Annotated in this window: 32 protein-coding genes; 27 read left to right on the forward strand and 5 right to left on the reverse strand. The window is 41.6% G+C overall.

Translation table 11 applies throughout. The annotated features are described in order from the left end of the window. Window positions 1-90: 90 nt before the first annotated feature. From spoIIR to rpiB, 6 genes are all read left to right on the forward strand, one after another. Entirely contained in the window at window positions 91-666 is a 576-nt protein-coding gene (spoIIR, locus tag KC820_RS08060) for a stage II sporulation protein R (protein ID WP_212370136.1), read from the forward strand. Between the two features lie 87 nt (window positions 667-753). After that, a complete protein-coding gene (locus tag KC820_RS08065) occupies window positions 754-1,185 on the forward strand; it encodes a hypothetical protein (protein ID WP_212370138.1) in 432 nt (143 codons plus the stop codon). Window positions 1,186-1,244: 59 nt separating this feature from the next. After that, a complete protein-coding gene (locus KC820_RS08070) occupies window positions 1,245-2,267 on the forward strand; it encodes an L-threonylcarbamoyladenylate synthase (protein WP_212370139.1) in 1,023 nt (340 codons plus the stop codon). A 288-nt stretch (window positions 2,268-2,555) separates the two neighbouring features. Beyond that, on the forward strand, window positions 2,556-3,110 hold the full coding sequence (locus KC820_RS08075; protein ID WP_236782579.1) for a manganese efflux pump MntP: 555 nt from the start codon (window positions 2,556-2,558) through the stop codon (window positions 3,108-3,110). 126 nt (window positions 3,111-3,236) lie between these two features. Further along, on the forward strand, window positions 3,237-3,671 hold the full coding sequence (locus tag KC820_RS08080; protein WP_212370140.1) for a low molecular weight protein arginine phosphatase: 435 nt from the start codon (window positions 3,237-3,239) through the stop codon (window positions 3,669-3,671). A 21-nt stretch (window positions 3,672-3,692) separates the two neighbouring features. Continuing rightward, complete coding sequence (gene rpiB / locus KC820_RS08085) at window positions 3,693-4,133, forward strand: ribose 5-phosphate isomerase B (RefSeq protein ID WP_212370141.1); 441 nt, start codon at window positions 3,693-3,695, stop codon at window positions 4,131-4,133. 39 nt (window positions 4,134-4,172) lie between these two features. Here rpiB and KC820_RS08090 read toward each other — a convergent pair whose 3' ends face one another. Further along, window positions 4,173-4,682, reverse strand: coding sequence for a hypothetical protein (locus tag KC820_RS08090; protein WP_212370142.1), 510 nt, complete (start codon window positions 4,680-4,682; stop codon window positions 4,173-4,175). 141 nt (window positions 4,683-4,823) lie between these two features. Here KC820_RS08090 and KC820_RS08095 point away from each other — a divergent pair, with 141 nt between their 5' ends. Beyond that, the gene (locus KC820_RS08095; protein WP_212370186.1) at window positions 4,824-5,363 is read left to right on the forward strand and encodes a TIGR01440 family protein; all 540 of its coding nucleotides are present in this window, start codon (window positions 4,824-4,826) and stop codon (window positions 5,361-5,363) included. A 47-nt stretch (window positions 5,364-5,410) separates the two neighbouring features. Beyond that, entirely contained in the window at window positions 5,411-6,658 is a 1,248-nt protein-coding gene (gene glyA, locus KC820_RS08100) for a serine hydroxymethyltransferase (RefSeq protein ID WP_212370143.1), read from the forward strand. A 37-nt stretch (window positions 6,659-6,695) separates the two neighbouring features. Here the strand turns inward: glyA and KC820_RS08105 are convergent, their stop codons facing one another. Beyond that, the gene (locus tag KC820_RS08105) at window positions 6,696-6,995 is read right to left on the reverse strand and encodes a hypothetical protein (RefSeq protein WP_212370144.1); all 300 of its coding nucleotides are present in this window, start codon (window positions 6,993-6,995) and stop codon (window positions 6,696-6,698) included. A gap of 231 nt (window positions 6,996-7,226) precedes the next feature. Between KC820_RS08105 and murB the strand changes: the two genes are divergently transcribed. The 14 genes from murB to KC820_RS08175 all read left to right on the forward strand — a co-directional run bounded on the left by murB (window position 7,227) and on the right by KC820_RS08175 (window position 19,927). Further along, window positions 7,227-8,144 (forward strand): UDP-N-acetylmuramate dehydrogenase, encoded by a 918-nt coding sequence (murB, locus tag KC820_RS08110; RefSeq protein WP_289037829.1) that lies wholly within the window; start codon window positions 7,227-7,229, stop codon window positions 8,142-8,144. 202 nt (window positions 8,145-8,346) lie between these two features. Further along, on the forward strand, window positions 8,347-8,976 hold the full coding sequence (gene upp, locus KC820_RS08115; RefSeq protein ID WP_144089020.1) for a uracil phosphoribosyltransferase: 630 nt from the start codon (window positions 8,347-8,349) through the stop codon (window positions 8,974-8,976). 97 nt (window positions 8,977-9,073) lie between these two features. Then, window positions 9,074-9,802: a tubby C-terminal domain-like protein gene (locus tag KC820_RS08120; protein ID WP_212370147.1), complete on the forward strand. Its 729-nt coding sequence runs from the start codon at window positions 9,074-9,076 to the stop codon at window positions 9,800-9,802. 65 nt (window positions 9,803-9,867) lie between these two features. Continuing rightward, window positions 9,868-11,982 (forward strand): S8 family serine peptidase, encoded by a 2,115-nt coding sequence (locus tag KC820_RS08125; RefSeq protein ID WP_212370149.1) that lies wholly within the window; start codon window positions 9,868-9,870, stop codon window positions 11,980-11,982. A 684-nt stretch (window positions 11,983-12,666) separates the two neighbouring features. After that, window positions 12,667-12,888 (forward strand): AtpZ/AtpI family protein, encoded by a 222-nt coding sequence (locus tag KC820_RS08130; RefSeq protein ID WP_377862700.1) that lies wholly within the window; start codon window positions 12,667-12,669, stop codon window positions 12,886-12,888. Next, window positions 12,881-13,270, forward strand: coding sequence for an ATP synthase subunit I (locus tag KC820_RS08135; protein ID WP_246065395.1), 390 nt, complete (start codon window positions 12,881-12,883; stop codon window positions 13,268-13,270). Before KC820_RS08130 ends, KC820_RS08135 begins: the two co-directional genes overlap by 8 nt. A gap of 2 nt (window positions 13,271-13,272) precedes the next feature. Beyond that, window positions 13,273-13,995: a F0F1 ATP synthase subunit A gene (gene atpB / locus KC820_RS08140; RefSeq protein ID WP_144088529.1), complete on the forward strand. Its 723-nt coding sequence runs from the start codon at window positions 13,273-13,275 to the stop codon at window positions 13,993-13,995. A 46-nt stretch (window positions 13,996-14,041) separates the two neighbouring features. After that, complete coding sequence (atpE, locus tag KC820_RS08145; protein ID WP_144088528.1) at window positions 14,042-14,251, forward strand: F0F1 ATP synthase subunit C; 210 nt, start codon at window positions 14,042-14,044, stop codon at window positions 14,249-14,251. Window positions 14,252-14,409: 158 nt separating this feature from the next. Next, window positions 14,410-14,931: a F0F1 ATP synthase subunit B gene (gene atpF, locus KC820_RS08150; protein ID WP_144088527.1), complete on the forward strand. Its 522-nt coding sequence runs from the start codon at window positions 14,410-14,412 to the stop codon at window positions 14,929-14,931. Then, window positions 14,924-15,469, forward strand: coding sequence for a F0F1 ATP synthase subunit delta (locus KC820_RS08155; RefSeq protein ID WP_144088526.1), 546 nt, complete (start codon window positions 14,924-14,926; stop codon window positions 15,467-15,469). The genes atpF and KC820_RS08155 overlap by 8 nt, the downstream gene beginning before the upstream one ends. Before the next feature lie 17 nt (window positions 15,470-15,486). Beyond that, window positions 15,487-17,001 (forward strand): F0F1 ATP synthase subunit alpha, encoded by a 1,515-nt coding sequence (gene atpA / locus KC820_RS08160; RefSeq protein ID WP_144088525.1) that lies wholly within the window; start codon window positions 15,487-15,489, stop codon window positions 16,999-17,001. A gap of 118 nt (window positions 17,002-17,119) precedes the next feature. Then, window positions 17,120-17,980, forward strand: coding sequence for an ATP synthase F1 subunit gamma (gene atpG, locus KC820_RS08165; RefSeq protein ID WP_144088524.1), 861 nt, complete (start codon window positions 17,120-17,122; stop codon window positions 17,978-17,980). Window positions 17,981-18,049: 69 nt separating this feature from the next. Then, window positions 18,050-19,450 carry a F0F1 ATP synthase subunit beta gene (atpD, locus tag KC820_RS08170; RefSeq protein ID WP_144088523.1) on the forward strand — a complete coding sequence of 467 codons (1,401 nt, stop codon included), beginning with the start codon at window positions 18,050-18,052 and terminating at the stop codon, window positions 19,448-19,450. Window positions 19,451-19,522: 72 nt separating this feature from the next. Then, the gene (locus KC820_RS08175) at window positions 19,523-19,927 is read left to right on the forward strand and encodes a F0F1 ATP synthase subunit epsilon (RefSeq protein WP_144088522.1); all 405 of its coding nucleotides are present in this window, start codon (window positions 19,523-19,525) and stop codon (window positions 19,925-19,927) included. A 21-nt stretch (window positions 19,928-19,948) separates the two neighbouring features. Here the strand turns inward: KC820_RS08175 and KC820_RS08180 are convergent, their stop codons facing one another. Continuing rightward, window positions 19,949-20,191, reverse strand: a complete 243-nt coding sequence (locus tag KC820_RS08180; protein ID WP_212370150.1) for a hypothetical protein — start codon at window positions 20,189-20,191, stop codon at window positions 19,949-19,951. 265 nt (window positions 20,192-20,456) lie between these two features. On the opposite strand from KC820_RS08180, the gene KC820_RS08185 reads away from it, so the two are divergent. The 5 genes from KC820_RS08185 to KC820_RS08205 all read left to right on the forward strand — a co-directional run bounded on the left by KC820_RS08185 (window position 20,457) and on the right by KC820_RS08205 (window position 24,735). Next, complete coding sequence (locus KC820_RS08185) at window positions 20,457-20,690, forward strand: DUF1146 family protein (RefSeq protein WP_144088520.1); 234 nt, start codon at window positions 20,457-20,459, stop codon at window positions 20,688-20,690. Between the two features lie 73 nt (window positions 20,691-20,763). Further along, on the forward strand, window positions 20,764-21,432 hold the full coding sequence (locus tag KC820_RS08190) for a YwmB family TATA-box binding protein (RefSeq protein ID WP_212370152.1): 669 nt from the start codon (window positions 20,764-20,766) through the stop codon (window positions 21,430-21,432). Window positions 21,433-21,468: 36 nt separating this feature from the next. Then, entirely contained in the window at window positions 21,469-22,776 is a 1,308-nt protein-coding gene (gene murA, locus KC820_RS08195) for a UDP-N-acetylglucosamine 1-carboxyvinyltransferase (RefSeq protein WP_212370154.1), read from the forward strand. A gap of 201 nt (window positions 22,777-22,977) precedes the next feature. Next, entirely contained in the window at window positions 22,978-23,952 is a 975-nt protein-coding gene (gene spoIID, locus KC820_RS08200) for a stage II sporulation protein D (protein WP_212370156.1), read from the forward strand. 105 nt (window positions 23,953-24,057) lie between these two features. Continuing rightward, window positions 24,058-24,735, forward strand: a complete 678-nt coding sequence (locus KC820_RS08205; protein ID WP_212370158.1) for a M23 family metallopeptidase — start codon at window positions 24,058-24,060, stop codon at window positions 24,733-24,735. A gap of 42 nt (window positions 24,736-24,777) precedes the next feature. Here KC820_RS08205 and KC820_RS08210 read toward each other — a convergent pair whose 3' ends face one another. Continuing rightward, a complete protein-coding gene (locus KC820_RS08210; protein WP_212370160.1) occupies window positions 24,778-25,221 on the reverse strand; it encodes a hypothetical protein in 444 nt (147 codons plus the stop codon). Next, window positions 25,222-25,416 carry a helix-turn-helix transcriptional regulator gene (locus tag KC820_RS08215; RefSeq protein WP_144088514.1) on the reverse strand — a complete coding sequence of 65 codons (195 nt, stop codon included), beginning with the start codon at window positions 25,414-25,416 and terminating at the stop codon, window positions 25,222-25,224. Window positions 25,417-25,531: the final 115 nt, after the last annotated feature.

Genomic DNA, 25,531 nt, shown 5'->3' on the forward strand with positions numbered 1-25,531 from the left:
TTATCATAACAATTTTCACATTCGATGTATAGACCTTTGGGAAGCCGGCGAGAATGAGATTAATAGATTACGAGAAAGGGTTGAGGGGAAATGAAGCGATTTATCGTTATTACATTAATTTTATTAATTTCAGTACAACTGTTTTATCCGAAAATAGTAGCTCACGAAGGAAATGAAGAGCGTCAGGTGATTCCAGATGAAGCGATTCGCCTAAGAATATTGGCAAACTCCAATGATGAAAAAGACCAAGAGATCAAGCGAGAAGTCCGCGATGCTGTCAGTGAACAAATTACGGAATGGGTCGAAAAGTTAACGTCTGTTGAAAAAGCTCGCCAGACAATTAAAAACAATATGCCGCAATTGGAAGAGCTTGTCGGAGAAATCGTGACGGATCAATCCTATAAGCTAGACTTCGGAAACGTAGAATTTCCAGATAAAATCTATGACAATTATATTTATCCGGGTGGCACCTATGAAGCTGTCTTGATTACAATCGGAGAAGGAAAAGGCGACAATTGGTGGTGCGTGCTATTCCCACCGTTATGCTTTGTGGACTTCTCCAATGGCGCGACAGTACTCGAGCACGACGGTGAAGAAGAGGAAGAGCCTGAAGTGAAGTTCTTTTTATGGGAATGGATTAAAGGGATCTTTTCGTTCTTTGCGTAAAAGTGTCACTCTATTAAAATTCTATAAACAATCATATTTGCCATCTTTGCCTCATATTTTTTAGAAACAAACAAATGAGGTGAAGAAATGGTCAAAATAACGAAAGTCGAACATTGTTCAACACAGGAAATTGATGAATTTTTTCAAGATGAAAGACAAAAACAAGAATATTTAAAAGAAGATTGGGCGAGAAAGCATGGATTTTTCATGGAGTTCGGACAAGAGAAAATCTGTTTCTTCGTAATTGAACCAGTAGAAGGGTCCCATGCATGGTTACGACGTCTATTAATGTTTCGGACAAACACGAAAATGGCTGTTTTCCTATTAGTGTTTGACTGGATTGCGGAAGAAGCGGAGCGACAAGGATACGAATCATTGATCGTCAGCGTGAATGACCAAGTGCGCGCAGAATTACTCGAACTGATTCAGTTTAAAAAAATCTATGAAACCCCGTTGAATGAAGAACTGCCAGGAGAATGGTATGAGAAAAAATTGAAGCCCGTTTCGAAAAGCACATAATTGCAAGATGTCTATTTTCCACGCATAATAAAGGGAAGAAAAACTAAAGGATGAACGAGATGGAAGTGAATCACACCACGAAACAATGGAAAATAGATACGCCTGAAGATCATCGCTTAAACGAAGCGGCCGATTGGCTGAAAGACGGAAAGCTCGTCGCATTCCCGACAGAAACGGTTTATGGGCTTGGTGCAGATGCGCGGAATGATCAAGCAGTGAAAAATATTTTTGAGGCAAAAGGACGCCCAGCGGATAATCCGCTCATTGTACATGTTGGAGATGTAGAAGCCGTCAGTGAACTGGTGACAGAGGTACCGGAGCATGCAAAAAAATTAATGGAAACCTTTTGGCCGGGACCGCTCACCATCATTTTACCTGTCGGAAATCAATTAGCTAGCGATGTAACAGCGGGGCTAGACACGGTCGGCATTCGTATACCGGATCATGAAATCGGCCGGGCGTTACTGAAAGCAGCGAATATTCCTGTCGCGGCACCGAGCGCCAATCGTTCCGGACGACCAAGCCCGACTTCGGCCGCGCACGTCATCACAGATTTGAACGGTAGAATTGATGGCGTTGTTGACGGAGGGATTACCGGAGTCGGTGTGGAATCGACCGTTATTGACTGTTCAATGGAAACTCCAATGATCTTACGGCCGGGCGGAGTGACCCGTGAACAAATTGAAGACGTCATCGGGCCGGTTGGCGTAACCGGAAAGTTAGCAGCTAGCGAGCAACCACGATCGCCCGGTATGAAATATAAACATTACGCGCCAGATACAGCAGTTTGGCTCGTGCGTGAAGCGAGGAACATGGCGGTAATTGCTAATCAGTTGAAAGACCAAGGGAAAAAAGTAGGCTACCTTGTCAGTTTAGAACGAGCACACGAAATGAATCTAGAACAGCCATTCATTTTAGGTTCACGAGAAAACATCGACGAAATCACCCAGCAGCTCTATCAAAAATTAAGGGAAATCGATGAGCATGATTACGACGTCGTCTTAGCTGAATCTTTTTCGAAAAAAGGAATCGGTGAAGCATTAATGAATCGTTTGGAACGAGCGGCGAGCGAGATAAAATAGTTGTGAGGCACATATATTTGGTTGGAGGGCCCATATCTATCCATAGTTGGGCCCATAAATTTTGCCTTTGGTTCCATATGTGAAAGGTTAGGTAGCATATAATCTGTTCAAGGGAACATAAATTCCACCAAAGGGCACATATCCGTTTGCTACCGCTACACCAGCAAAAATCAATGGAAGTCTTTTCAAGGAAAAGGCTACAATTTACCCTAGTATCAGCCATTCAAAATTTCTTCTAAACATCAACAAACATGCATACATTGAAATAGCATGTCCGGTTGATGGGAGATGGAAATGATGATGGCTGTTTTTGATACATTCACACCCTTTGTTCTAATCGCTTTTGCGCTAGGCATGGATGCTTTTTCTGTTAGTCTTTCAATAGGTCTGATGAAGATTCGTCTGAGAATGGTTTTGTTTTTTATTTTAGTCGTGGGTTTGTTGCACATTGTGATGCCCTTAATTGGAATTACGCTCGGTGAAATCATTTCCGATCAACTCGGAGTAATTGCGAACATTATCTCCGGATGGCTACTCATTATGATCGGTGTTCAAATGATTTTGGCGACAGTTTTTGAAAAAGATATGAAAAAATACGTGAATTATTCTGGTTTGGCGGCTCTTGCGCTAACCGTGAGTTTGGATAGTTTTTCGGTTGGATTAAGTATGGGAATGGGTGGAATTTCCCAGTTTGTTGTCGTACTATTGATCGGCTTGATGAGTGTTCTATTGGCGACACTCGGGATGATTTTATCACGTAAAGGAATAAATTTATTCGGTCAGTACTCTGAAGCAATCGGTGGTTTGATTTTATTGGGGCTCGGCATTCAAATGGTTATGTAATCATTTATGCTTGGATTTGTTTAACGGATCCGAGCATTTTTTATGCTCATAATTCCAGCAAATAGCTACCGTTTTCGGGACAATGTATGGTATATTTTGAATAGACGTCAACAGGAGGGAACTGGATTGAATCGAGTGTTATTCGTTTGTACAGGGAATACGTGCCGGAGCCCAATGGCCGAGGCAATATTAAAACATAAACGTCCAGATTTGGAAGTGCAGTCTGCGGGGGTTTTTGCGGGTCACGGACAAGCAGCCAATCCAAAAGCGATTGAGGCACTACAAGAAAAAGGAATCGACTTTAATCATGCCTCTCAACCGCTTACGAAGGATTTAATCAATTGGGCAGATTTAGTTTTAACAATGACAGAAGATCATAAAGTCATGTTGATGAGCGATTATCCAAGTGACCGGGATAAAATTTTCACTTTAATAGAATATGTTCAGCCAGTTCATGAAGAAAATACAAATATCAGTATTTCTGACCCGATTGGGTTATCGATTGATACGTATATTGAAACATTGAATGAGATTGAAAAACACATCGATCGAATGGAATAGACTTTGAAGGAGGACTTCACAATGAAGGTCATCTTAGCATCAGATCATGGCGGAAAAAATTTACGCCAAGAAGTTTCAAATTTACTTGAGGAACTAGGTATCGAATTTGAAGATATCGGATGTGACTGTGAAGGGTCAGTTGATTACCCTGACTACGGCATCCCAGCGGCCGAACGTGTTGCGAAAGGCGAGTTCGACTATGGAATTGTTATTTGCGGAACGGGAATCGGTATGAGCATTTCCGCCAACAAAGTGAAGGGAGTCCGTTGCGCGTTAGTACATGATGTATTCAGCGCGAAAGCAACCCGCCAGCACAACAATGCAAACATGCTAGCTATGGGAGAGCGTGTTATTGGACCAGGACTAGCTATTGAAATAGTTAAGGCATTTTTGGAAACAGAATTTGACGGCGGTCGGCACGAAAACCGAGTCAATAAAATTAAACAATTTGAAGAACAATAAAAGCTACTGGTCGTCTGAAAAAGGCGGCCAGTTTTTAATTTAATGAGAAGGTTTTTCTGGTTTCTGTTTGAAATCGTATAGTAACTCAATGACCAAAAGGACGAGAGCACTTCCTGTAGCAATTAGTAAAGCTTGTTCGTAGCTCAATCCAACTAAAGAGGCAATGAGTCCGAAGACGAGGATTCGGACGAGCGCAAGTAGAATTTGTTGAAATAATTTGATGCTAACAAAGAAGTTAATGATTGTATCAAAAACGGTTTCGATCGTAAACAAATAAATAAAATAGCAAACCGTTAATACGATTAATTTTGACGACGATACATCGATTGATAACACGATATTTGCAACATTTAATGCACCTAATAACACGAGCGATAAGCCACCGAAAATGGCAGTGATGAGTAAGGCCAGGAGAGTAGAGACGAAACTGACCAGCCACATACTGGCTTTCTCATCTGTAGCTTCTTTCCGCTCACCTTTAAATACCATAGGAAAAATCAAACTGATGGAAATAATGAAGATAAAAATTAAAAGCACAACCAACCCCATTTTTATACACATCCTAATCAACGACTTAAATAACTAGCTTATCATAAAAAATACAAACAATTTCAAGTCCAAAAATGACTGAAAATTTGTTACACTAGTATATGGATGACTTCGATACTAGGAGGAATCAAAATGACGACCATCGAATCAGTGAAACAAGACCTTCAAACTATGATGGAAGAATGGAAGAATCAAGATTTCATTCGAGAGGAAGGCCTGTTCTTAATAGGCTGTTCAACGAGCGAAGTTATCGGCGAACAAATCGGAACAGCAGGCAGTGAGGAAGTTGCCGCAGCGATCTACGAAGCGATGAACAAATTTCAACAAGAAACGGGTGTTTCTCTAGCCTTTCAGTGCTGTGAACATTTGAACCGAGCGATTGTGCTGGAACGAAAAGTGCAACAGCGCTTACAAATTCCGGAGGTGAATGCGATACCTCAACCACAAGCTGGAGGTTCGATGGCGAGCCATGCTTATCAACAGATGGACGATCCCGTGTTAGTGGAAAATGTCCAAGCTGATTACGGTATGGATATCGGTGACACGTTGATTGGAATGCATTTGAAACCAGTCGTTGTACCACTTCGGCTAAAAACGAAGCAACTCGGCAATGCACACGTCACCCATGCATTCACTCGACCAAAACTGATTGGTGGAGAACGTGCGGTTTATCGAAAATAAGATTATTAGCCAATTGATTGGCGTTCATTAAATAAGGAGGGGTTTACATGAGTCACTTAAAAAACAAATTAAACGAAATCGATCCAGAAATGCTTGAAGCAATTAATAAAGAGAAAGGCCGCCAGCACGATAAAATTGAGCTGATTGCATCAGAAAACTTTGTCTCTGAAGCGGTAATGGAAGCAGCAGGCTCTGTATTGACCAACAAATATGCAGAAGGCTATCCTGGCCGTCGTTATTACGGTGGTTGTGAATATGTCGATATCGCTGAAAACTTAGCACGTGACCGGGCGAAAGAACTGTTCGGTGCGGATCACGCAAACGTGCAACCACACTCTGGTGCCCAAGCGAATATGGCCGTTTATTTCTCTGTATTGAAGCCAGGAGACACGATTCTTGGCATGAACTTGAATCATGGAGGCCACTTGACTCATGGAAGCCCGGTGAATTTCAGTGGAAAACTTTATAACGTTGTCGATTACGGTGTCAATGAGGACGATGAGCTCATTAACTATGAAGCATTGCGTGAGCGTGCGCGCGAAGTAAAACCAGCAATGATCGTTGCAGGCGCTTCAGCTTACCCACGTGTCATTGATTTTGAGAAATTCCGTGAGATTGCGGATGAAGTCGGTGCCTACTTACTGGTCGACATGGCGCACATCGCAGGGCTCGTTGCAGCTGGTTTGCATCCAAACCCAGTACCACATGCACATTTCGTAACAACGACGACTCACAAAACACTACGTGGGCCCCGTGGCGGTATGATTCTTTGTAAAGAAGAATTCGCGAAAAAAATCGATAGTAACGTATTCCCAGGGATGCAAGGTGGTCCATTAATGCATGTAATCGCTGCAAAGGGCGTTGCATTTAAAGAAGCATTGCAGCCAGAATTTAAAGAGTATGCAGCCGAAATTATCGACAACGCCAAGCGACTTGGCGAAGCACTCGTCAAAGAAGGCATTCGTCTCGTTTCAGGCGGAACGGACAACCACTTACTATTATTAGATTTACGTCCACTCGGCTTAACTGGAAAAGTAGCCGAAAAAGCGTTGGATGATGTCGGTATTACAACGAACAAAAATACGATTCCTTTCGATCCAGAAAGTCCATTTGTGACTAGCGGCATCCGTATCGGAACAGCAGCCGTCACGACAAGAGGCTTCGGAATTGAAGAGATGGATGAAATTGCAGCTATCATGAAACTGACATTGGACAATCTTGGTAACGAGGATAAACTAGAAGAAGCGACACGACGCGTCAAAGCGTTGACAGATCGCTTCCCAATGTATGAATAAAAAAGAAAAGCAGCGGTGATCCCGCTGCTTTTTTAGTTCATTTTGAGGAGCCGTCGAAAAAAGCGATCGAGCCGCCGAAAAACTTTGTGAAGCCGTCGGAAAATCGCGAGCAGCCGTCGAATTCAGTGCTGAACCCGTCGAAAAACCGCGTGTAGCCGTCGAAACCCGAGGTGAACACGTCGAAAAAACGTGCAAACCCGCCAATAAAACGTTCGAAGGCGCCGATAAAGCTCGAGAACCCGCCAATAAAACGTTCAAAGCCGCCAATAAAGTTCGAGAATCCGCCAATAAAATGCAAAAACTCGCCGATAACAAGCCTAAATCTGCCAAAAAACACAAACACTCACCGAATCCAACGCACCACCAAACCCAAAATATAACCCACATTCATATTTTCGCTACAAAATGCTAAACTAACAGGACAACATGTTTCTTTCAATTTTGTTACAAATCACTCATCCACGCGGTTTCATGGTAGAATAAATAGGGTTTAACAAATACTGAATAGGTGAATAAACTACAATAGAAACATACGTGAAGAGTCAGGAGAGAAATGACAGTGGTAACAATCAATGATGCGTTTATCCGTGATTTATCTGAAATCGTAAAAACGGAGAATATAAAAGTGAATGAGCCGCTCAATGCTCATACGTATACCCAAATGGGTGGAAATGCCGACGTATTCGTTACGGCAAGTCGTTATGAGGAAGTAGAGCAAGTCGTTCGTTTTGCGAATGAACATAATGTTCCGTTTACGTTAATCGGAAATGGTTCGAACATGATCATCAAAGATGGCGGGATCCGCGGTATTGTGTTGAGTTTGAAAAGACTAGATGACATCCAAGTAGAAGGCACGCGTTTAGTCGCCCAAAGTGGTGCTCGTATTATCGATGCTTCCAGAGAAGCGCTCAGCCACTCACTAAGTGGTCTTGAATTTGCTTGTGGTATTCCCGGAACGGTAGGCGGTGCGCTCTTTATGAACGCAGGTGCTTATGGCGGAGAAATTAAAGATGTCCTGACAGAAGCAGTCGTCGTCGACCGGGAAGGAAATTTAAAAACACTCGCAGCGGAAGACTTGGACCTTTCCTACCGCACGAGTAATATTCCGGATAATGGCTATATCGTCATGGAAGCTCGCTTTGATTTGAAAGAAGGTAGTTACGATGACATTAAAGCGGTCATGGACGATCTCACGTTTAAGCGTGAATCGAAGCAACCACTTGAGTACCCGTCATGCGGCAGTGTATTCAAAAGACCACCAGGCTACTTTGCCGGAAAATTGATTCAAGACAGTGATCTACAAGGTAAAGGAATCGGTGGGGCAGAAGTGTCGAAAAAACATGCTGGCTTTATCATTAATAAAGATCATGCAACAGCGACGGAGTACATTGATGTCATTCATATGGTGCAACGTACAGTGAAAGATAAATTCGGCGTAGAACTAGAGCGCGAAGTGAAAATCATTGGGGAAGACCCTGAATCATAATACAACGAGAGAGCTTGAACTAAACGAGTAGTTCGGGCTCTTTCTCTATATAATCACCAGGACAAGCTATGCATACACAGCAATTAAACAACAACAATTTGTGAGAAATTTCGCATTTTGTTTAATTTGTCGATGCATGTTGAAATATGGTCAATAGTTCGCTACAATTCAATGGATATGTGAAAAAAAGGAGCTGTTCAGATTGGGAAAACTCTATGTTTTTGATCACCCGTTAATCCAACATAAACTCACTTTCATCAGAGACAAAAATACTGGAACAAAGGCGTTCCGTGAATTGGTTGATGAAGTATCTGCATTAATGATGTTTGAGATTACTCGTGAATTACCTTTAGAAGAAATTGAAATTGAAACCCCCGTCGAAAAAGCGAAATCCAAAGTCCTCTCAGGGAAAAAGTTAGGTATTATCCCAATCCTTCGTGCCGGTTTAGGAATGGTTGATGGAATCGTTGACTTAATTCCAGCCGCAAAAATTGGCCACATCGGTCTCTACCGTGATCCTGAAACACTAAAGCCAGTTGAATACTACGTGAAATTACCATCCGATATCCATGAAAGAGAATTAATTGTAACCGATCCAATGCTTGCAACAGGTGGTTCGGCGATTGAAGCGATCGAATCGTTGAAAAAACGCGGTGCATCGCATATTCGTTTAGTGTGCTTAATTGCAGCACCAGAAGGCGTCGAAGCTGTTCAAGAAGCACATCCAGATATCGATATTTATATTGCAGGACTTGATGAAAGACTGAATGAAAAAGGTTACATCATTCCAGGTTTAGGCGATGCTGGTGACAGACTTTTTGGTACAAAATAATAGATGGTGCGGCTGATCTCTATTTCAGGGATCGGCTTTTTTTATGATATGTACCTGTGTCATAATAAGATTAATGTACGAATGATGAGTTGGAAGGATGTATGTTATTGTGGGATATTTAATCAGTCTGTTTGTAGCAGGAATGATTGGACTTTCATTAAGATTTATCATCTTAGACAATTTTGAACTTTACCAACTCGCAATCTTGCTGGTGTTTCCGGTGGTTGCGGTGCTCCTTTACTTTTTTCTGCGAAATCAAACGAGAAGAGACCAAGCATTTCAACCGTTCAACAGTGAAGGGAAATGGATGTTCCGGCTAGGAAATGCGATTACGCCAAATTGGAAACCAATTTATGCACATCAACAATGCAAAGGAAATTTCCGCAGAATTTACAGATCTCCTTGGAAAATGTTTATTGCCGATATCATGCGCTCCACCGGTCGTTGGTATTTAAACCTAGAAGCAAAGATGGAGAATGGGGACCATTTCGCTTTCGTCAATCAAGAGGAAAATAAGCTTTGGGGAAATGATCAATGGATTCTTCAAAAAAACGGGGAAGCAATTGGTCGCGTACAAACAGATCTTTCTATGAAAAATGCTAGTAAATTAAAGGGTCTGATTGAAGCAATCATAGAAGGAAAGCAATATAAATTTCAAACATATGGCGTGAGTAATACTGTGGAGTTATATGCAGATGACAGGTTAATCGGTAGGGGTTGCAGAGAAAAAGGTTATCAATTTACTTATCAGCCAACTGTTGAAGAAGCAGATCACGTTTATCTCATGTTGACCTTCATCTTAGTTACGTTTTATTTTCATACATAAGAATTTTTCTCATGTTTTTCCATTCATTGCACAAACTAACCTTCGAGCGAAACGGAGGTGAGTTGTTGCGTAAGAAATTCTGCATGACACTAATCATTGTGCTAATCTTTTTATCAAACATCGTCCAAGCAGACGAAGAACAAACATGGATCATCGAAATGGAGAACGCGCCAGAAGACCTGGAAGCAATTCTGCAAAAAAACTATCCATTCATCGAGGTCCTTCACATGTACGATACATTGCTTGAGGCAGTTGCTGTTCAAGGGAAAGAGCGCCACATCGAGCAATTATATGAAGAAGCCTTCGTCACAACGATTCACTCGGCACAAACGTATCAAGTGCCCTACGCACATACAGAAAACTCAGGCTTAGAAAAAGCAAACTACCATCCAGAGAACATTGAGCAAACAGGAAAAAATGTGAAAGTCGGTGTCATCGATACAGGTATTGACTATACGCACGCAGATTTAGAAGCGAATTACCAAGCAGGCTTTGACACCGTTGATTTTGATGAAGATCCGATGGAAACGACGGTTGAACAAGGCGTGCCGACATTGCATGGAACTCACGTTGCAGGCATTATTGCGGCGAGGGGCAAGATTACCGGTGTCGCGCCGGATGCCGAAATTTATGCGTACCGAGCACTCGGACCAGGTGGAACGGGAACAACAGCGGAAATTATTGCAGCGCTTGAAGAAGCAGTTGATGATGGCATGGACGTCGTTAATTTATCGCTCGGAAATGAAGTGAACAGCCCGGATAGCCCGATGACAGAAGCGGTCAATCGTGCGATCGAATTAGGTGTATCCGTCGTCGTGGCGAATGGAAATAGTGGCCCTGATTTATGGACGGTCGGGTCACCTGCGACGGCAGAAAAGGCGGTGTCAGTTGGAGCCTATGCGCCAATACAGCATCAGCCATATATCGAACTACCCAATTCGCATCGCATCGATTTAGCACAAGTTCCTTTGAGTGCCTCCTGGAAATTTTCGAAACGAATGCCGTTAGAGCCGGTAACAACGGTCGAGCAATTGGAAAAAAGTCTTAACGACAGAGTTATTTTGATTGAAAAAGAAAAGACGTATCTTGAAATGATGGCGGCGATTATCGAAAAAGGAGCATCAGCAGTCATTGTATATAGTGATGAAGATCCGAACTCGTGGGAGTTTGTTGAACTGCCAATTCCGGTCGCCTATATTTCAAAGGATGATGCGAAACAGCTACAATCTGCAGGTAATTGGTTTACGACAAAATATGAACAGCTAACGGACAAACTTGCAACGTTTAGTTCACGAGGACCGGTCACATCAAACTGGCAAAGCAAACCAGACATTATTGCACCGGGCGTGAACATTTTGAGTACCGTTCCAGGCGGCTATGCTGAATTGCAAGGGACGAGCATGGCGGCACCTTATATAACAGGTCTGCTTGCGCTATTAATTGAAAAAGATCCAGACGCATCACCAGAAGAGTTAAAAAACCGCTTAATTTCTCATGCCAATCCAATAGACGAACTCAATCAATCTGCCATCGACCAAGGGGCAGGAGTAGCGGATATCGCGAGAAGCGTAGAGAGAAAATACACGATAAAAGATAAAGCGATTCATTTTGGGAAAGTCGATCAAGATGATCAAACCATTCAACGCTCAATTACAATTGAAAATCATGAAGAAGATCCGATGCTCGTTAGATGGGAAATACCGAGAAAGCAACCAGGAATCCAGTGGAAGTTACCATTCACAACAGAGATTGCACCCGGCACCTCGGAAAGCTTTCCAGTTGAATTGCGTGTATCGACTGATCGATTAACGCAAGAACTTTTAGAAGGATACGTTTACGTCAGCGTTGGTGATGAACGCGTATCATTACCCTATACATTGGTGACAGAAGAAGCAGACTACCCACGAATTTCAGGCATCGAACTGGAGCCTATCCCATTTACGGAAAATAAATACAACTTATCCGTATACTTAGCCGAAGAAGTCGAGCAATTGGAAGTCGCAATTATTTCAGGAGATTTTTCTGAAACAAATTCGATTCTTGAAGAAACGAATATTAATGAAGGAAAATTTCAAGCGACCATCCAAATTGACGAAATGAGCGAGTCAAGCCAGTACCTTGTCGTCCAAGTCACTCAAGATGGAAAAACATATAGTTCAGAGGTTCAACTGAATTCTTAAATGGCGGATGAAAAAAATGATATTCCAATGACAATAAAAATAAACGGATAAGAAGCGAGATAACACGTCTGCGGGCGGTTCGACGCGTTTATCGGGCGGTTGGAACGCTTAGTCGGGCGGTTCGACGCATTCATCGGGCGGTTGGAACGCTTTGTTGGGCGGCTCGGACGCATTCATCGGGCGGCTCGGGCGCATAGTCGGGCGGTTCGACGCGTTCATCGGTCGCAGATGTCGTCGACTTGAGCCTTGCAAGGGGGGGCAAGCTAAGTGTTTTAATGTTACACCCCTCAAATAGAAAATCTGAGTGAAAAGCAAAAAAAATCATTTGTTCATAAGCGACTATAACCATCATCGACCAAGAAAATAATCATTACAAAAAACGTCCCAATTAAAAATGTGATGTTTGTCACAAAGTTGTTTTATTTTAGACCCAAAATTGATTGACTTATATTAGGGGTTATTGTATTCTAACTTAGTGTGGAATGATAAGGCTTTCAACCGAAAATCTTATCGAAAAACACACGGATTTTAGATGACGAATGTACATATGGTCGTGAGAAAAACCACGAAAAAAACAACGCAATTCACCCTGTTTTTTTCGACTAAAACCATGTGTGAATCTCCTTTTAAGAGAGTTTTTAAACATCTGCATAATAAAGACAAGCTGGACTGGCAGGTATGTCTATGAATGGAAAACCGTTTCGCGGGATTGCCATTACAACAACGATTCTAAGTTATTTGTCGGGTTCGACAATCGTCGGCATTTTTTCTGGACGCTGGCTCGATAATTATTTTGGTACGAGCCCATGGTTTCTATTGCTCGGATTGTTGGTCGGTTTAGCCGCAGGTGTCTATGGGATGATCTACCTCGTCAATCAATTAATGGGGGACAATCATCGTGAATAACTACTCATTCATGATCAATAGGCAACGAAAATGGATGCTGTATTTACTAGCCATCTCCGTGATCGGTTGGGGATTTACAGATTACCAAGTCATTTTTCAAAGCTTGATCATCGGAATTGCCGCCGGATTTTTCAATCTGTTTCTACTTCAAAAGAAGATTGATATCATGGGAGAAAAGGCAGCAAGCAATCAGACGGCAAAATCATTTGGAACACTTTCCAGATTTGCTGCAGCCGCATTGGTTGTCGTCATCATTCTACGATTTCCGGAGCATTTCCACATTATTGCAGCCGTTGTGGGTTTAATGACACCATATTTTGTCATTATGATAGATTTTATATTCAGTAGTAAAAAGACTACCAGTACGAAAAGGGGTGAATGATTTTGGATCACGGTGCACCTATATATGAGGATCTCTTTGGGATCAGTTGGCTCGATTTCAATCTGTCCAACGTCATGATGATCATCGTTACTTCCGCAATTGTATTTATTATCGCAGTAATCGGAAGTAGAAAACTCCAACGTAAACCTAGTGGGTTTCAAAACTTTATGGAATGGATTGTCGATTTCGTACGCGGGATGGTCAGCAGTACGATGGACTGGAGAACAGGGAAGCAATTCCTGCCACTCGGGCTTACATTGTTATTTTACATCTTTATAGGTAACTTACTCGGTATTATGTTTATGGTCGTGTATGACGGGGATCTTTGGTGGAAATCACCTACAGCTGACCCGAGTATTACATTGACTCTTGCCGTTATGGTAGTAGCGTTAACCCATTACTATGGCGTCAAAATCAAAGGTGGAAAAGGATATGTCAAAGATTTTTTCACGCCCGTTCCACTATTGTTTCCGCTAAAAATTATCGAAGAGTTTGCGAACACGCTAACACTCGGTATGCGTCTTTACGGAAACATTTTTGCAGGGGAAGTTCTATTGACCTTACTAATCGGTCTGATGGCTTCCGGTACACTTGGATTTGTTGGTGGAATTGTACCAACATTAGCTTGGCAAGGATTTAAACTATTCATTGCTGCCATCCAAGCATTTATCTTCGTTATGTTAACAATGGTGTATATGTCGCACAAAGTGAGCGATGACCATTAATTCATAAAAAATACTAATTTTTAATATCCAAGAGGAGGAGTTTTCAATGACAGGAGCAGTAGCAGCTGCAATTGCAGTAGGTTTAGCGGCACTAGGTGCTGGTATCGGTAACGGTTTGATCGTATCTCGTACAGTAGAGGGTATTTCTCGTCAGCCAGAATTGCGTGGTGCCCTACAAACAACAATGTTTATCGGGGTTGCGTTGGTTGAGGCGGTTCCAATTATCGCCGTTGTTATTGCCTTCATGGTAATGTAGTCGAATGAATACATCAAAATAATGGCGGAGTCTACTAAAAGCTTCGCCATTCATTTGTACGCGAAAGATTAAAGAGAGCATGTGAAAATGAGATGTTTCTTCAAACGTTGATTTCCATGTGAAGCCTTATAGAAGAATAGGCGAAAGGAGTGAAAGCCGTGCTAGACCAAGCATTAATCATTGGTGCTTCCAATGGGTTACTTTTTGGAGACATGATTATCCAGTTGCTTACGTTCATCATTCTATTGGCGTTAATTACCAAGTTCGCTTGGAAACCGTTGATGAATGTCATGCAAGAACGTGAACAACATATTGCGAGTGAAATAGATCAAGCAGAACAAAGCAACCAAGAAGCAAAACGGCTCATGAATGAAGCGAATGACGAGTTGAAAAATACCCGTCAAAACGCGCAACAAATCATTGATGACGCTAACGAAACTGCAAAAAATCAGCAAGCAGAATTAATTAAAGCCGCAAAAGAAGAGGCCGCACGTATCAAAGAAAACGCGCGTCTTGAAATTGAACAAGAGCGTGACAAAGCAATCCAAGCGCTACAAACACAAGTGGGTAGTTTATCTGTTCAGATTGCGAGCAAAGTGATTGAAAAAGAACTTTCTGAAACGGAACAAGAGAAATTGATCAACGATTACTTGGATAAAGTAGGCGAAGACAATGAGTAATTCAATTGTAGCCAAAAGATATGCGGTAGCTCTTTACGAATTAGGAAAAGAAAAAGCTTCTCTTGATTCGTTTGAAAATGAACTCAATGTACTTGCTGAAGTATATGAAAATGAACCTGCTTTCAGCACATATATGAATAATCCACGAGTTTCAACTGAGGATAAAAAGAATTTCGTTCGGAATACGTTTGAAGATTTAACGAAAGATCTGGTAAACACACTCCTACTATTAGTAGACAAAGGTCGTGTCGAGATCATTCCGGATATGGTCCATTCATTTGTTGAAATGAAAAACGAAGCAAGTGGAGTTGCAGAAGCAGATGTTTATTCCGTTCGCGAGCTTTCTCCAGAAGAGCTAGCTCAAGTTGAGAAGGTTTTTGCGAGACGATTGAATTTAAACACACTTCGAATGAACAATATCGTCGACACTTCATTGCTAGGGGGCATCCGTGTCCAAATCGGCAATAAGATTTATGACGGAACACTTGCGACACAGTTGAAACGTTTAGAGCAGAACCTTACGTCTGCAAACAAGTAAAGATAGGGGTGAAATGGATGAGCATCAAAGCTGAAGAAATCAGTGCGCTGATTAAACAGCAAATTGAAAATTATGATTCTGAGATCGAAGTAAACGATGTCGGTACCGTAATCGAAGTTGGTGACGGAATCGCTCGTGTACATGGTCTAGATGATGTAATGGCTGGAGAGCTCGTTGAATTCTCTAACGGCGTAATGGGAATGACCCAAAACCTTGAAGAGAACAACGTCGGTATCGTTATTCTTGGGCCATTTACTGAAATCCGCGAAGGTGATGAAGTTCGCCGTACCGGACGTATTATGCAAGTTCCAGTTGGAGAAGAATTATTAGGTCGTGTTGTGAATCCATTAGGTCAAGCAATCGATGGTTTAGGTACAATTGAAACATCCAAATCCCGCCCGATTGAAAGTCCGGCGCCAGGAGTTATGGATCGTAAATCAGTTGACGAACCACTACAAACTGGAATTAAAGTAATCGACTCCATGGTTCCAATTGGACGTGGACAGCGAGAGTTGATCATTGGTGACCGTCAAACAGGTAAAACGGCAATCGCGATTGACACAATCATTAACCAAAAAGAAGAAGACGTTATTTGTATCTATGTTGCGATTGGACAAAAAGAATCCACAGTAAGTGGTGTTGTTGAAACCCTTCGTCAACATGGTGCATTAGATTATACAATCGTCGTTAACGCTGGTGCATCTGACCCAGCACCACTTCTTTACCTAGCACCATATGCGGGTGTATCCATGGGTGAAGAATTTATGTACAACGGAAAACACGTATTGGTTGTCTATGATGACTTATCCAAACAGGCTTCTGCCTACCGTGAACTTTCCTTGCTACTACGTCGCCCACCAGGCCGTGAAGCATTCCCTGGAGACGTATTCTACTTGCACTCTCGCTTACTAGAGCGTGCAGCTAAATTAAGTGATGCAAAAGGTGGCGGCTCATTGACAGCTCTACCATTCGTTGAGACACAAGCCGGTGATATCGGTGCGTATATCCCAACGAACGTTATTTCCATCACAGACGGACAAATCTTCTTGCAGTCTGACCTATTCCACTCCGGTGTACGTCCTGCGATCAACCCAGGTCTATCCGTATCCCGTGTTGGTGGTTCAGCACAGATTAAAGCAATGAAGAAAGTTGCTGGTACGCTACGTCTAGATTTAGCGTCCTTCCGTGAGTTGGAATCCTTCGCACAATTCGGTTCTGACCTTGATAAAGCAACGCAAGCGAAACTGAACCGTGGTGAACGTACGGTTGAAGTCTTGAAACAAGGATTACATCAACCACAAGGTGTCGAATACCAAGTTGCAATTATTTACGCATTGGTTAATGGCTACCTGGATGATATTCCAGTGGAAGATGTACAGCGTTTCGAGGAAGGCCTACATGCTTACTTGAAACAGCATGCGCCTGAACTACTTCAATCGATCCGTGAAACGGAACAACTTCCGGACAAAGAAGAATTCAACAAAGCGATTGAAGGCTTCAAAAACACGTTCAGCGTAAGTGAACAAAAATAATTCAATGATTCATATAAACAATCTGTTTGACCGTGTCGGAAATTGACTCGTATGAATCTATTTCTGACACACCTTTTTAAAATACGAAGAAGTCTCTTAAAAAAGGTGGTGAGACGTTGTGGCATCTCTTCGTGATATAAAAAACAGAATCAATTCGACTTCCAGTACGAAAAAAATCACGAGTGCAATGGAAATGGTTTCCGCATCCAAAATGAACAAAGCTGAGCAAAATGCGAGGTCGTTCGTCCCTTACATGGAGAAAATCCAAGAGGTCGTAGCGAGTATCGCTGCTGGCAACGTGGATGTCGATCATCCAATGCTCCAATCTCGTCCGATCAAGAAGACTGGATATGTCGTCATCACATCTGACCGTGGCCTGGCAGGTCCTTATAACAGTAACGTTTTAAGAAACCTGTACCAAACAGTTCAGCAGCGTCATCGTTCGAAAGACGAATATGTGGTGATCCCGCTAGGTAAAGTGGGCACTGATTTCTGTAAACGAATGGAACTGCCGATCGCTAAAAGCATCGTCGGTTTGGATGACCAACCAGAGTTTGCGGAAATTAAAGAGATTACAAGCTATGCTGTAAATCTCTTTGAAGATGAAGAAGTAGATGAGCTGTACTTACACTATAACCACTATGTGAGTGCAATTACTCAAGAAGTGACTGAAACAAAACTTCTACCATTGACGAACATCAATGAAGAAGGAAAACAGCTCAGCACATATGAATATGAACCAGATCAAGAAGCAATCTTAAATACAATTTTACCTCAGTACGCCGAAAGCTTAATTTACGGTGCATTACTCGATGGTAAAGCAAGTGAACACGCGTCTCGTATGACCGCGATGCGCAGTGCGACGGACAACGCAGAAGAGTTAATCGACGAATTGACCCTTTCCTATAACCGTGCACGTCAAGCAGCAATCACCCAAGAGATCACCGAGATCGTCAGTGGTGCTTCTGCATTAGAATAATCGCGAACTACAAGATTCGTATGAACTGAAAAGATGTTTTCTGATTCGATTCAGTTAGGAGGGAAAAGGATGAGCAAAGGACACATCACACAGGTCATGGGACCAGTTGTTGACGTGAAGTTTGATAGTGGAGATTTACCTCAAATCTATAACGCTTTACGTGTAGCTGGAACAGACCTACGTGACGATTTAGTACTCGAAGTAGCACTTCACCTAGGTGACGACACAGTACGTACCGTAGCAATGTCTTCAACTGACGGACTCGTTCGTGGTTTAGAAGTAGAAGACACAAAAGCACCAATTTCCGTTCCAGTTGGTGAAGCAACGCTAGGACGAGTGTTTAATGTTCTTGGTGAAAATATTGATTTAGATGAAAAAATCGCTGATGACGTTAGACGTGACCCAATTCACCGTGATTCACCAGCTTTCGATACACTAGCTACAGAAACACAAATTCTGGAGACAGGTATCAAAGTTGTAGACTTGCTTGCCCCTTACGTTAAAGGTGGTAAGATCGGACTTTTCGGAGGTGCGGGTGTAGGTAAAACCGTACTAATCCAGGAGCTTATCAACAACATCGCACAAGAACACGGTGGTATTTCCGTATTCGCTGGTGTTGGTGAACGTACACGTGAAGGTAACGACCTTTACTACGAAATGAGCGACTCCGGAGTTATTAGTAAAACAGCAATGGTATTCGGTCAGATGAACGAACCACCTGGTGCACGTATGCGTGTTGCCTTGACAGGTTTGACAATGGCAGAATACTTCCGTGATGAAGAAGGACAAGACGTTCTACTCTTTATCGACAACATTTTCCGTTTTACACAAGGTGGTCTAGAGGTATCCGCCCTACTAGGTCGTATGCCATCTGCCGTTGGTTACCAGCCGACACTTGCAACGGAAATGGGTCAGCTACAGGAACGTATTACATCAACAAACAAAGGATCGATTACATCGATCCAAGCTGTATATGTACCTGCGGATGACTACACAGACCCAGCTCCAGCAACAACATTCGCTCACTTGGACGCAACAACAAACCTTGAGCGTAAATTGACAGAACAAGGGATTTACCCTGCGGTAGACCCACTTTCATCTACATCTCGTGCACTTGACCCGAACATCGTCGGTGAAGAGCACTATGATGTAGCACGTAGAGTGCAGCAAACGCTACAGCGTTACCGTGAGCTTCAAGACATCATCGCAATCCTTGGTATGGATGAATTATCAGATGATGATAAACAAACAGTAGCACGTGCGCGTCGGATCCAGTTCTTCTTATCTCAGAACTTCCACGTAGCAGAACAGTTCACAGGACAAAAAGGTTCCTATGTACCTGTTGAAGAAACAATCAAAGGATTCCAAGAAATTCTTTCCGGTAAATACGATCACTTGCCAGAGGATGCCTTCCGTTTGGTTGGCCGAATCGAAGAAGTCGTTAAGAAAGCCGAAGAAATGGAACAATAATGGGACGTTAAGCGAAAGAGGCAACTGTCGTAATTGACCTCTTCGCTTACCACTGCCCAAGGAGGGGTAAGATTGAAAACACTAAATGTGAGTGTTGTCACTCCTGACGGCCCTGTACTAGATGGCACCTATGAAATGGTAAGCTGTCGAGCGGAAGGTGGAGAACTCGGGATCTTACCAGGTCACATTCCACTCGTTGCACCATTGACCATCAGTGCAGTACGACTAAAAAGCGAGAACAATACGGAGTACGTCGCTGTTAACGGAGGGTTCGTCGAAGTACGTCCTGACCAAGTGACAATCCTTGCGCAATCTGCAGAAAAACCGAGCGACATTGACGTCGACCGTGCTCAGCAAGCAAAGGAACGCGCAGAGCAACGTCTAAACTCCAAGCGAGAAGACGACGTTGACTTTAAGCGTGCACAAATCGCCCTTCAACGTGCGATCAACCGTATTGATATTGCAAATCATCAATAATAAAAAGAGGCTGATCCCAAACTAAGAGGTTGGCCTCTTTTTTATATTTATTGATTGTTTATTAACAGTCAGCTGCGCCCTATCAACAGTTAGCGCGCGTTTATCGACAGTTGGAAGGGCCTTATCAACAGTCAGAACGCCTTTATCGATAGTCAGGTGAGCCTTATCAACAGTTAGAATGCCTTTATCGACAGTTAGCACCTGTTTATCAACAGTCAGCCGCACCGTATCAACAGTTAGAAAGCCTTTGTCGGCAATCAGCACACAAACAACAATTAAACCATGATGTGACGAATGAACGCTATAATATTACAACAAGATGAACAGAATAATACATAACTTATTACCCACAACAAACTACATAATCATTGATTTCATGGTCCACAACTAATTTCACTAAATAATTAACTTTAGGTTTGGTGTCGATATTTCCCGGGAAATGTAACATTAGCTCAAACAATAGACTTATTTTAAGCAAAGTTAATTCGGTGGGGAATAGCAGGCACATGCTTACTAAGAGGTGTCCGAGATGTTTGTACAACCAACAGTTGATGCATTAACGGGAATGATCTCCCACATTATTTTTATTATTTTAGCTTGGAAAGCTTTAGAATCAGTCAATATTCAAAGTATTTTTAAGAAGAATCGAGAAGTTGAAAGTAAATTGTTGTTTATTTTACTTTCAATTGTGATAGGTACTACAGTAAGTAATTTTTTTCTTGATTTTATTCGTTGGTCAGGTCAGTTGAGTTATTTGATCTAAAAAAGATGTCGAAGTTTAAAAGGTTTATTCTTAGTGTTTCGTGCCCACCCTTTAAGTAAGAGGGGTGGAAATAATGAGAACTTTATTTATTGGACTTTATTTAATTTCTTTTATTTTTTCGAATCACACAATCTATCAAACTACGAATCTAGATAACTTTTTGAATGACATAGAAACGTTCGATCAATATTTTAGAGAAAATGAGTTAGTGATCGATTCATTTAATTTCACCATTCGAACTGAGATAAATGAATCACAAGTCGAACGTTTAGAAAATATGTTAATACAAAAAGATTTTTCAAAAGACTCCCATAAAAACGAACTTGTACACGAAGAGTTTGATGTATCTCGTTTTGACCAACGTAAAAAAGTGAAAGTCACTTATGTTCTGACAGGGGATATCTGGAATGAACAAGTGAAAGATGAAATCAAACAAAGATTGAATGATGAAAGCTTTAAAGAATTCTTTAAAAATGGGCTTTATTACTCTTGTTATCAGTCTAAATACAGTGATAGAATGAATAGTAATTTGTTTTTTGATAGAATACGAGAAGATTTTGACATTCAAGAACAAAATATGCTTGATGAGTCAAGATTTAAAGTATTAGGTGGTAAGACCGACCTAATAAAAACGAGTCTAAATGAAAGTCAGCATTCTATTAATATTCAATTAGCGATCAGAGATGAGATAGATGGGGCAACATTGACAATCGGCACACCTATCCTTGTAATTGAATATTAAATAACATACGGAATTATCGACACGGAGGGAAATGTTGTGGAGAAAATTATTGTGACGGGAGGCAATCGACTTGAAGGGACTGTCCAAGTCGAGGGTGCCAAAAACTCAGTTTTACCTGTAATTGCAGCAAGCATCATGGCAAGTGAAGGGAAAAGTACGCTCGACCAAGTGCCGACGCTAGCTGATGTAGATACAATTAGTGAAGTTTTAAGATATATGAATGTAAATGTATTAAGAGAAGATGGCAAGCTTCATATTGATGCTTCTAACACATTAAAAACGGAAACACCATTTGAATATGTACGTAAAATGAGAGCTTCTGTACTCGTATTGGGACCTTTATTGGCCAGGTATGGTCACGCAAAGGTTGCGATGCCAGGAGGCTGTGCAATTGGCTCAAGACCAATCGATCAACATTTAAAAGGTTTTGAAGCGATGGGTGCAGATATTCATGTAGGGAATGGCTACGTGGAAGCATTCGCACCAGGAAAGTTGCAAGGCGCAAGAATATATTTAGATTTTCCAAGCGTAGGTGCTACGGAAAACATTATTATGGCAGCAGCTTTGGCAGAAGGTACTTCTGTCATTGAAAACTGTGCGAGAGAACCAGAGATCGTTGATTTAGCGAATTATATTAATCAAATGGGTGGTAAAGTAATCGGTGCAGGAACGGAAACGATTCGTATCGAAGGTGTTCCTACATTACACGGTGTGGAGCATACGATTATTCCTGACCGAATCGAAGCAGGAACTTTTATGATTGCTGCTGCATTAACAGGCGGAGACGTCGTTGTTAACGGCGCGATTCCAGGACATTTACGCTCATTGATTGCAAAAATGAAAGAAATGGGCGTTCGTATCGAAGAGTATGATGATGCTGTTCGTGTTACCGCTCGTGAAAAATTGAAGCCTGTCGATATTAAAACCTTACCGTATCCTGGCTTCCCGACTGATTTACAATCTCAGTTCATGACACTAACAATGAAAGCAGAAGGTACTAGTGTCATCACTGAAACAGTCTTCGAAAATCGCTTTATGCATGTTGAAGAGTTCAGACGGATGAACGCTACGGCGAAAATTGAAGGACGTAGTGCCATTGTTAATGGCCCAGTCGAACTGCAAGGAGCAGAAGTCGCAGCAACTGATCTACGTGCTGCTGCTGCACTCATCATTGCAGGACTAGTCGCAGAAGGACGCACAGAAGTCACTGAGCTAAAACATTTAGACCGTGGCTATGTTAACTTTGAAGAAAAACTTAGATCACTCGGCGCGACAATTGAACGTGTTACTGATGAAGTAGAAGAACCAACAACTACGACAGATAAGTTGGCAAAATCTAGCTAAATAGCTGAACTCATCATTAATATTCATATAAGCTTAAAGCCTATCTCAAATAGGAGATGGGCTTTTTCGCGTTGAACAATCTATCAATTTCAGCAAGCGTTAAATATCTTCTATAAAATTTCTATAATCATGTTCTATTAAAGGTACCTTTTACATAGAACTAGTAATAGTCAAGAGATAATCAAAGGAGGAATTTCAAAAGTGAAAAAGGTACCAATCATTCTAGTTGCCACGTTACTCTCAGTCATCCTAATTTTGCCTACTATTCTTGTCATGCCCTTTGCCGAGGCATCGACGAAAGTAAATGAACAAGAAGAAAGTGAGCCAGTCACTCAAGAAGAGACACCGAGTGAAGAGCCGATCGTTTCTGTTTTTCGCGAGGAGACTGAGCTCGTTGAAGAAGTACCGCTTGAAGAATATGTTGCGCTCGTAGTCGCATCAGAAATGCCGATGAGCTTTGAAAAGGAAGCTATTAAAGCACAAGCACTTGCTGCAAGAACATATATCGTGAAAAAGATGCTGACAGGAAGTGAAGAAGCTTATGACGTTACGGATACGGTGAATGACCAAGTATTTAAAAGTGAAGAAGAACTCCGTGAAGACTGGGGTGTCGATTTCTCTGAAAAATTCATGAAGCTCCAGCAAGCTGTAAAGGAAACAAAAGGTCAAATCATTACTTATGAAGGGACGCCGATTACGGCACAATTTTTCTCAACAAGTAATGGATATACGGAAAATGCAGAAGACTATTGGCAAAATGAAATTCCTTATTTAAAAAGTGTGTCGAGTCCGTGGGATGAAGCATCACCTGAGTTTAGTGAGCAAGAAGTCATCGCGATGAACAAAGTTGCAGCACAATTAGATATTAATGCTTCGAATAATTTAACTGTATCAAATGTGAAACGAACGCAGAGTGGACGAATTGCAGAGCTAACCATCAATGGGAAAAGTTTTAGTGGACGTGAAGTTCGCGAAGCATTAGGACTACGTTCCAATGACTTTACGATTGAAAAAAAGAACGATTATATTATTTTTAAGACGCAAGGCTATGGACATGGAGTTGGTATGAGTCAATACGGAGCGAACGGTATGGCTAGAGAAGGGAAGACATATCAAGACATCGTTAAACATTACTATCAAGGAATCGACATTCAGACACTAGAAGAAGTTATGTAAATCGAATACTGTTTAAAGCCACTCACCTCGGCAATCAGAAAAATTTTGGAAATGGATGTATATAATTCATCGGAACGGTTCAGAATGGTTGCTGAGGTGATGAAAATGAGTGATAAGGAAAGAAAATTCCTTCGTCAATCAAAATGGAAAAGGTTGACTCGTCAACGTTGGTTTTATCCAACACTCTACATTGGATTAGTCGCAGTCGTGTTAGCAGGGGTCATGATTTATCAGTTTAACGCAGCAGACGACACAGCTGAAGAAAATGCGAATGATTACAGCTGGAACGTCGAACAGAATGATCTTATCGAAAATAGCGAAGAAAATGCTGCGGAAGTAGTTGCGGAACAAGAAGATTTAGTCATGCCAGTCATGCTCGGTGACAAAACCGAAATTTTGACACAGTATTACGATGCGGATGCTGCAGAAGAAGATCAGTTGGATGCACTTATCTTTTACAATAATCAATATTACCAAAGTAAAGGTGTCGATATTACATCATCAGATGGTGAACCATTTGAAGTTATCGCGTCACTCACAGGTAAAGTAAAGAGTGTAAAAGATGATGAACTTCTCGGCAAAGTAGTTGAAATGGAGCATGATGGTGAACGAGCGACAATGTATGGAAGCCTTTCTGAAGTGTATGTCAGTGAAGGTGACGAGTTAACGCAAGGTGACCCACTCGGTCTCTCTGGTGCGAATGTCTATACCGACGAAGAGATTTCTAAAGTCCATTTCCGATTGATGGAAGAAGGTCAGCCTGTAAATCCAGGATTTAAGTAGGAATAAGGTCAGGAATGAATCCCCCAAAACTGGGGGATTTTTTCATTCGTCCATCAATTCACGATTTTTATTGAAGGATTGTTTCAAAGAGAGCCAATTGAATAAAAAGAAAAATAGCGTAGCTAATAATCCCATGATGATTGGCTCAATAATGAGAAAGCCCTCACCTTGTACCAAGAAGTTCAATCCTGTAAAAATGACTCCGAACCCTAGTGACTTCATAACAATATTTTTCCGTTCCTTTTTATAATCCGATTGCGTTGCTACCTCTGTATACTCCATGCCCGAGATGATATACCTGAAAGTTACATAGAAAACAAAAATGCCAATCGAAATTATTGGAACGAGACTTGATTCAAATGGTCCAATAATCAAAGATAGAAATTGAGCAAGGACGAGTAATACGCCACCTTCAGCAATAAATAGTAGAAGTTTTTGTCGTTTGTATTCGTCTGTCGGCAAAAATAGTGATAACCATGTCTTCATTTAGCTAACCTCCCAAAACAATTCATCCAACGTTTGACCAAGCTCTTTTGCAATGGCAATACATAACTGGAGACTTGGGTTATAATCTCCTTTTTCGATTAACCCGATTGTTTGCCTTGTTGCTCCAACACGTTTGGCTAACTGAGCTTGGGTTAAATCTTTTTTTATTCTTCCTAATTTTACACGATTTTTCATAGAATCCCCTTTAATGCTATGCAAATTATAAATTACACTATGCAATTTATATATTACATTAAACTGATAAGGAATGCAAAAATAGTTGCAAGAAATTCATAGGAGTAGGAAAATG

The organism is Allobacillus saliphilus (assembly GCF_018138385.1).
Classification (GTDB): Bacteria; Bacillota; Bacilli; order Bacillales; family Alkalibacillaceae; genus Allobacillus; species Allobacillus saliphilus.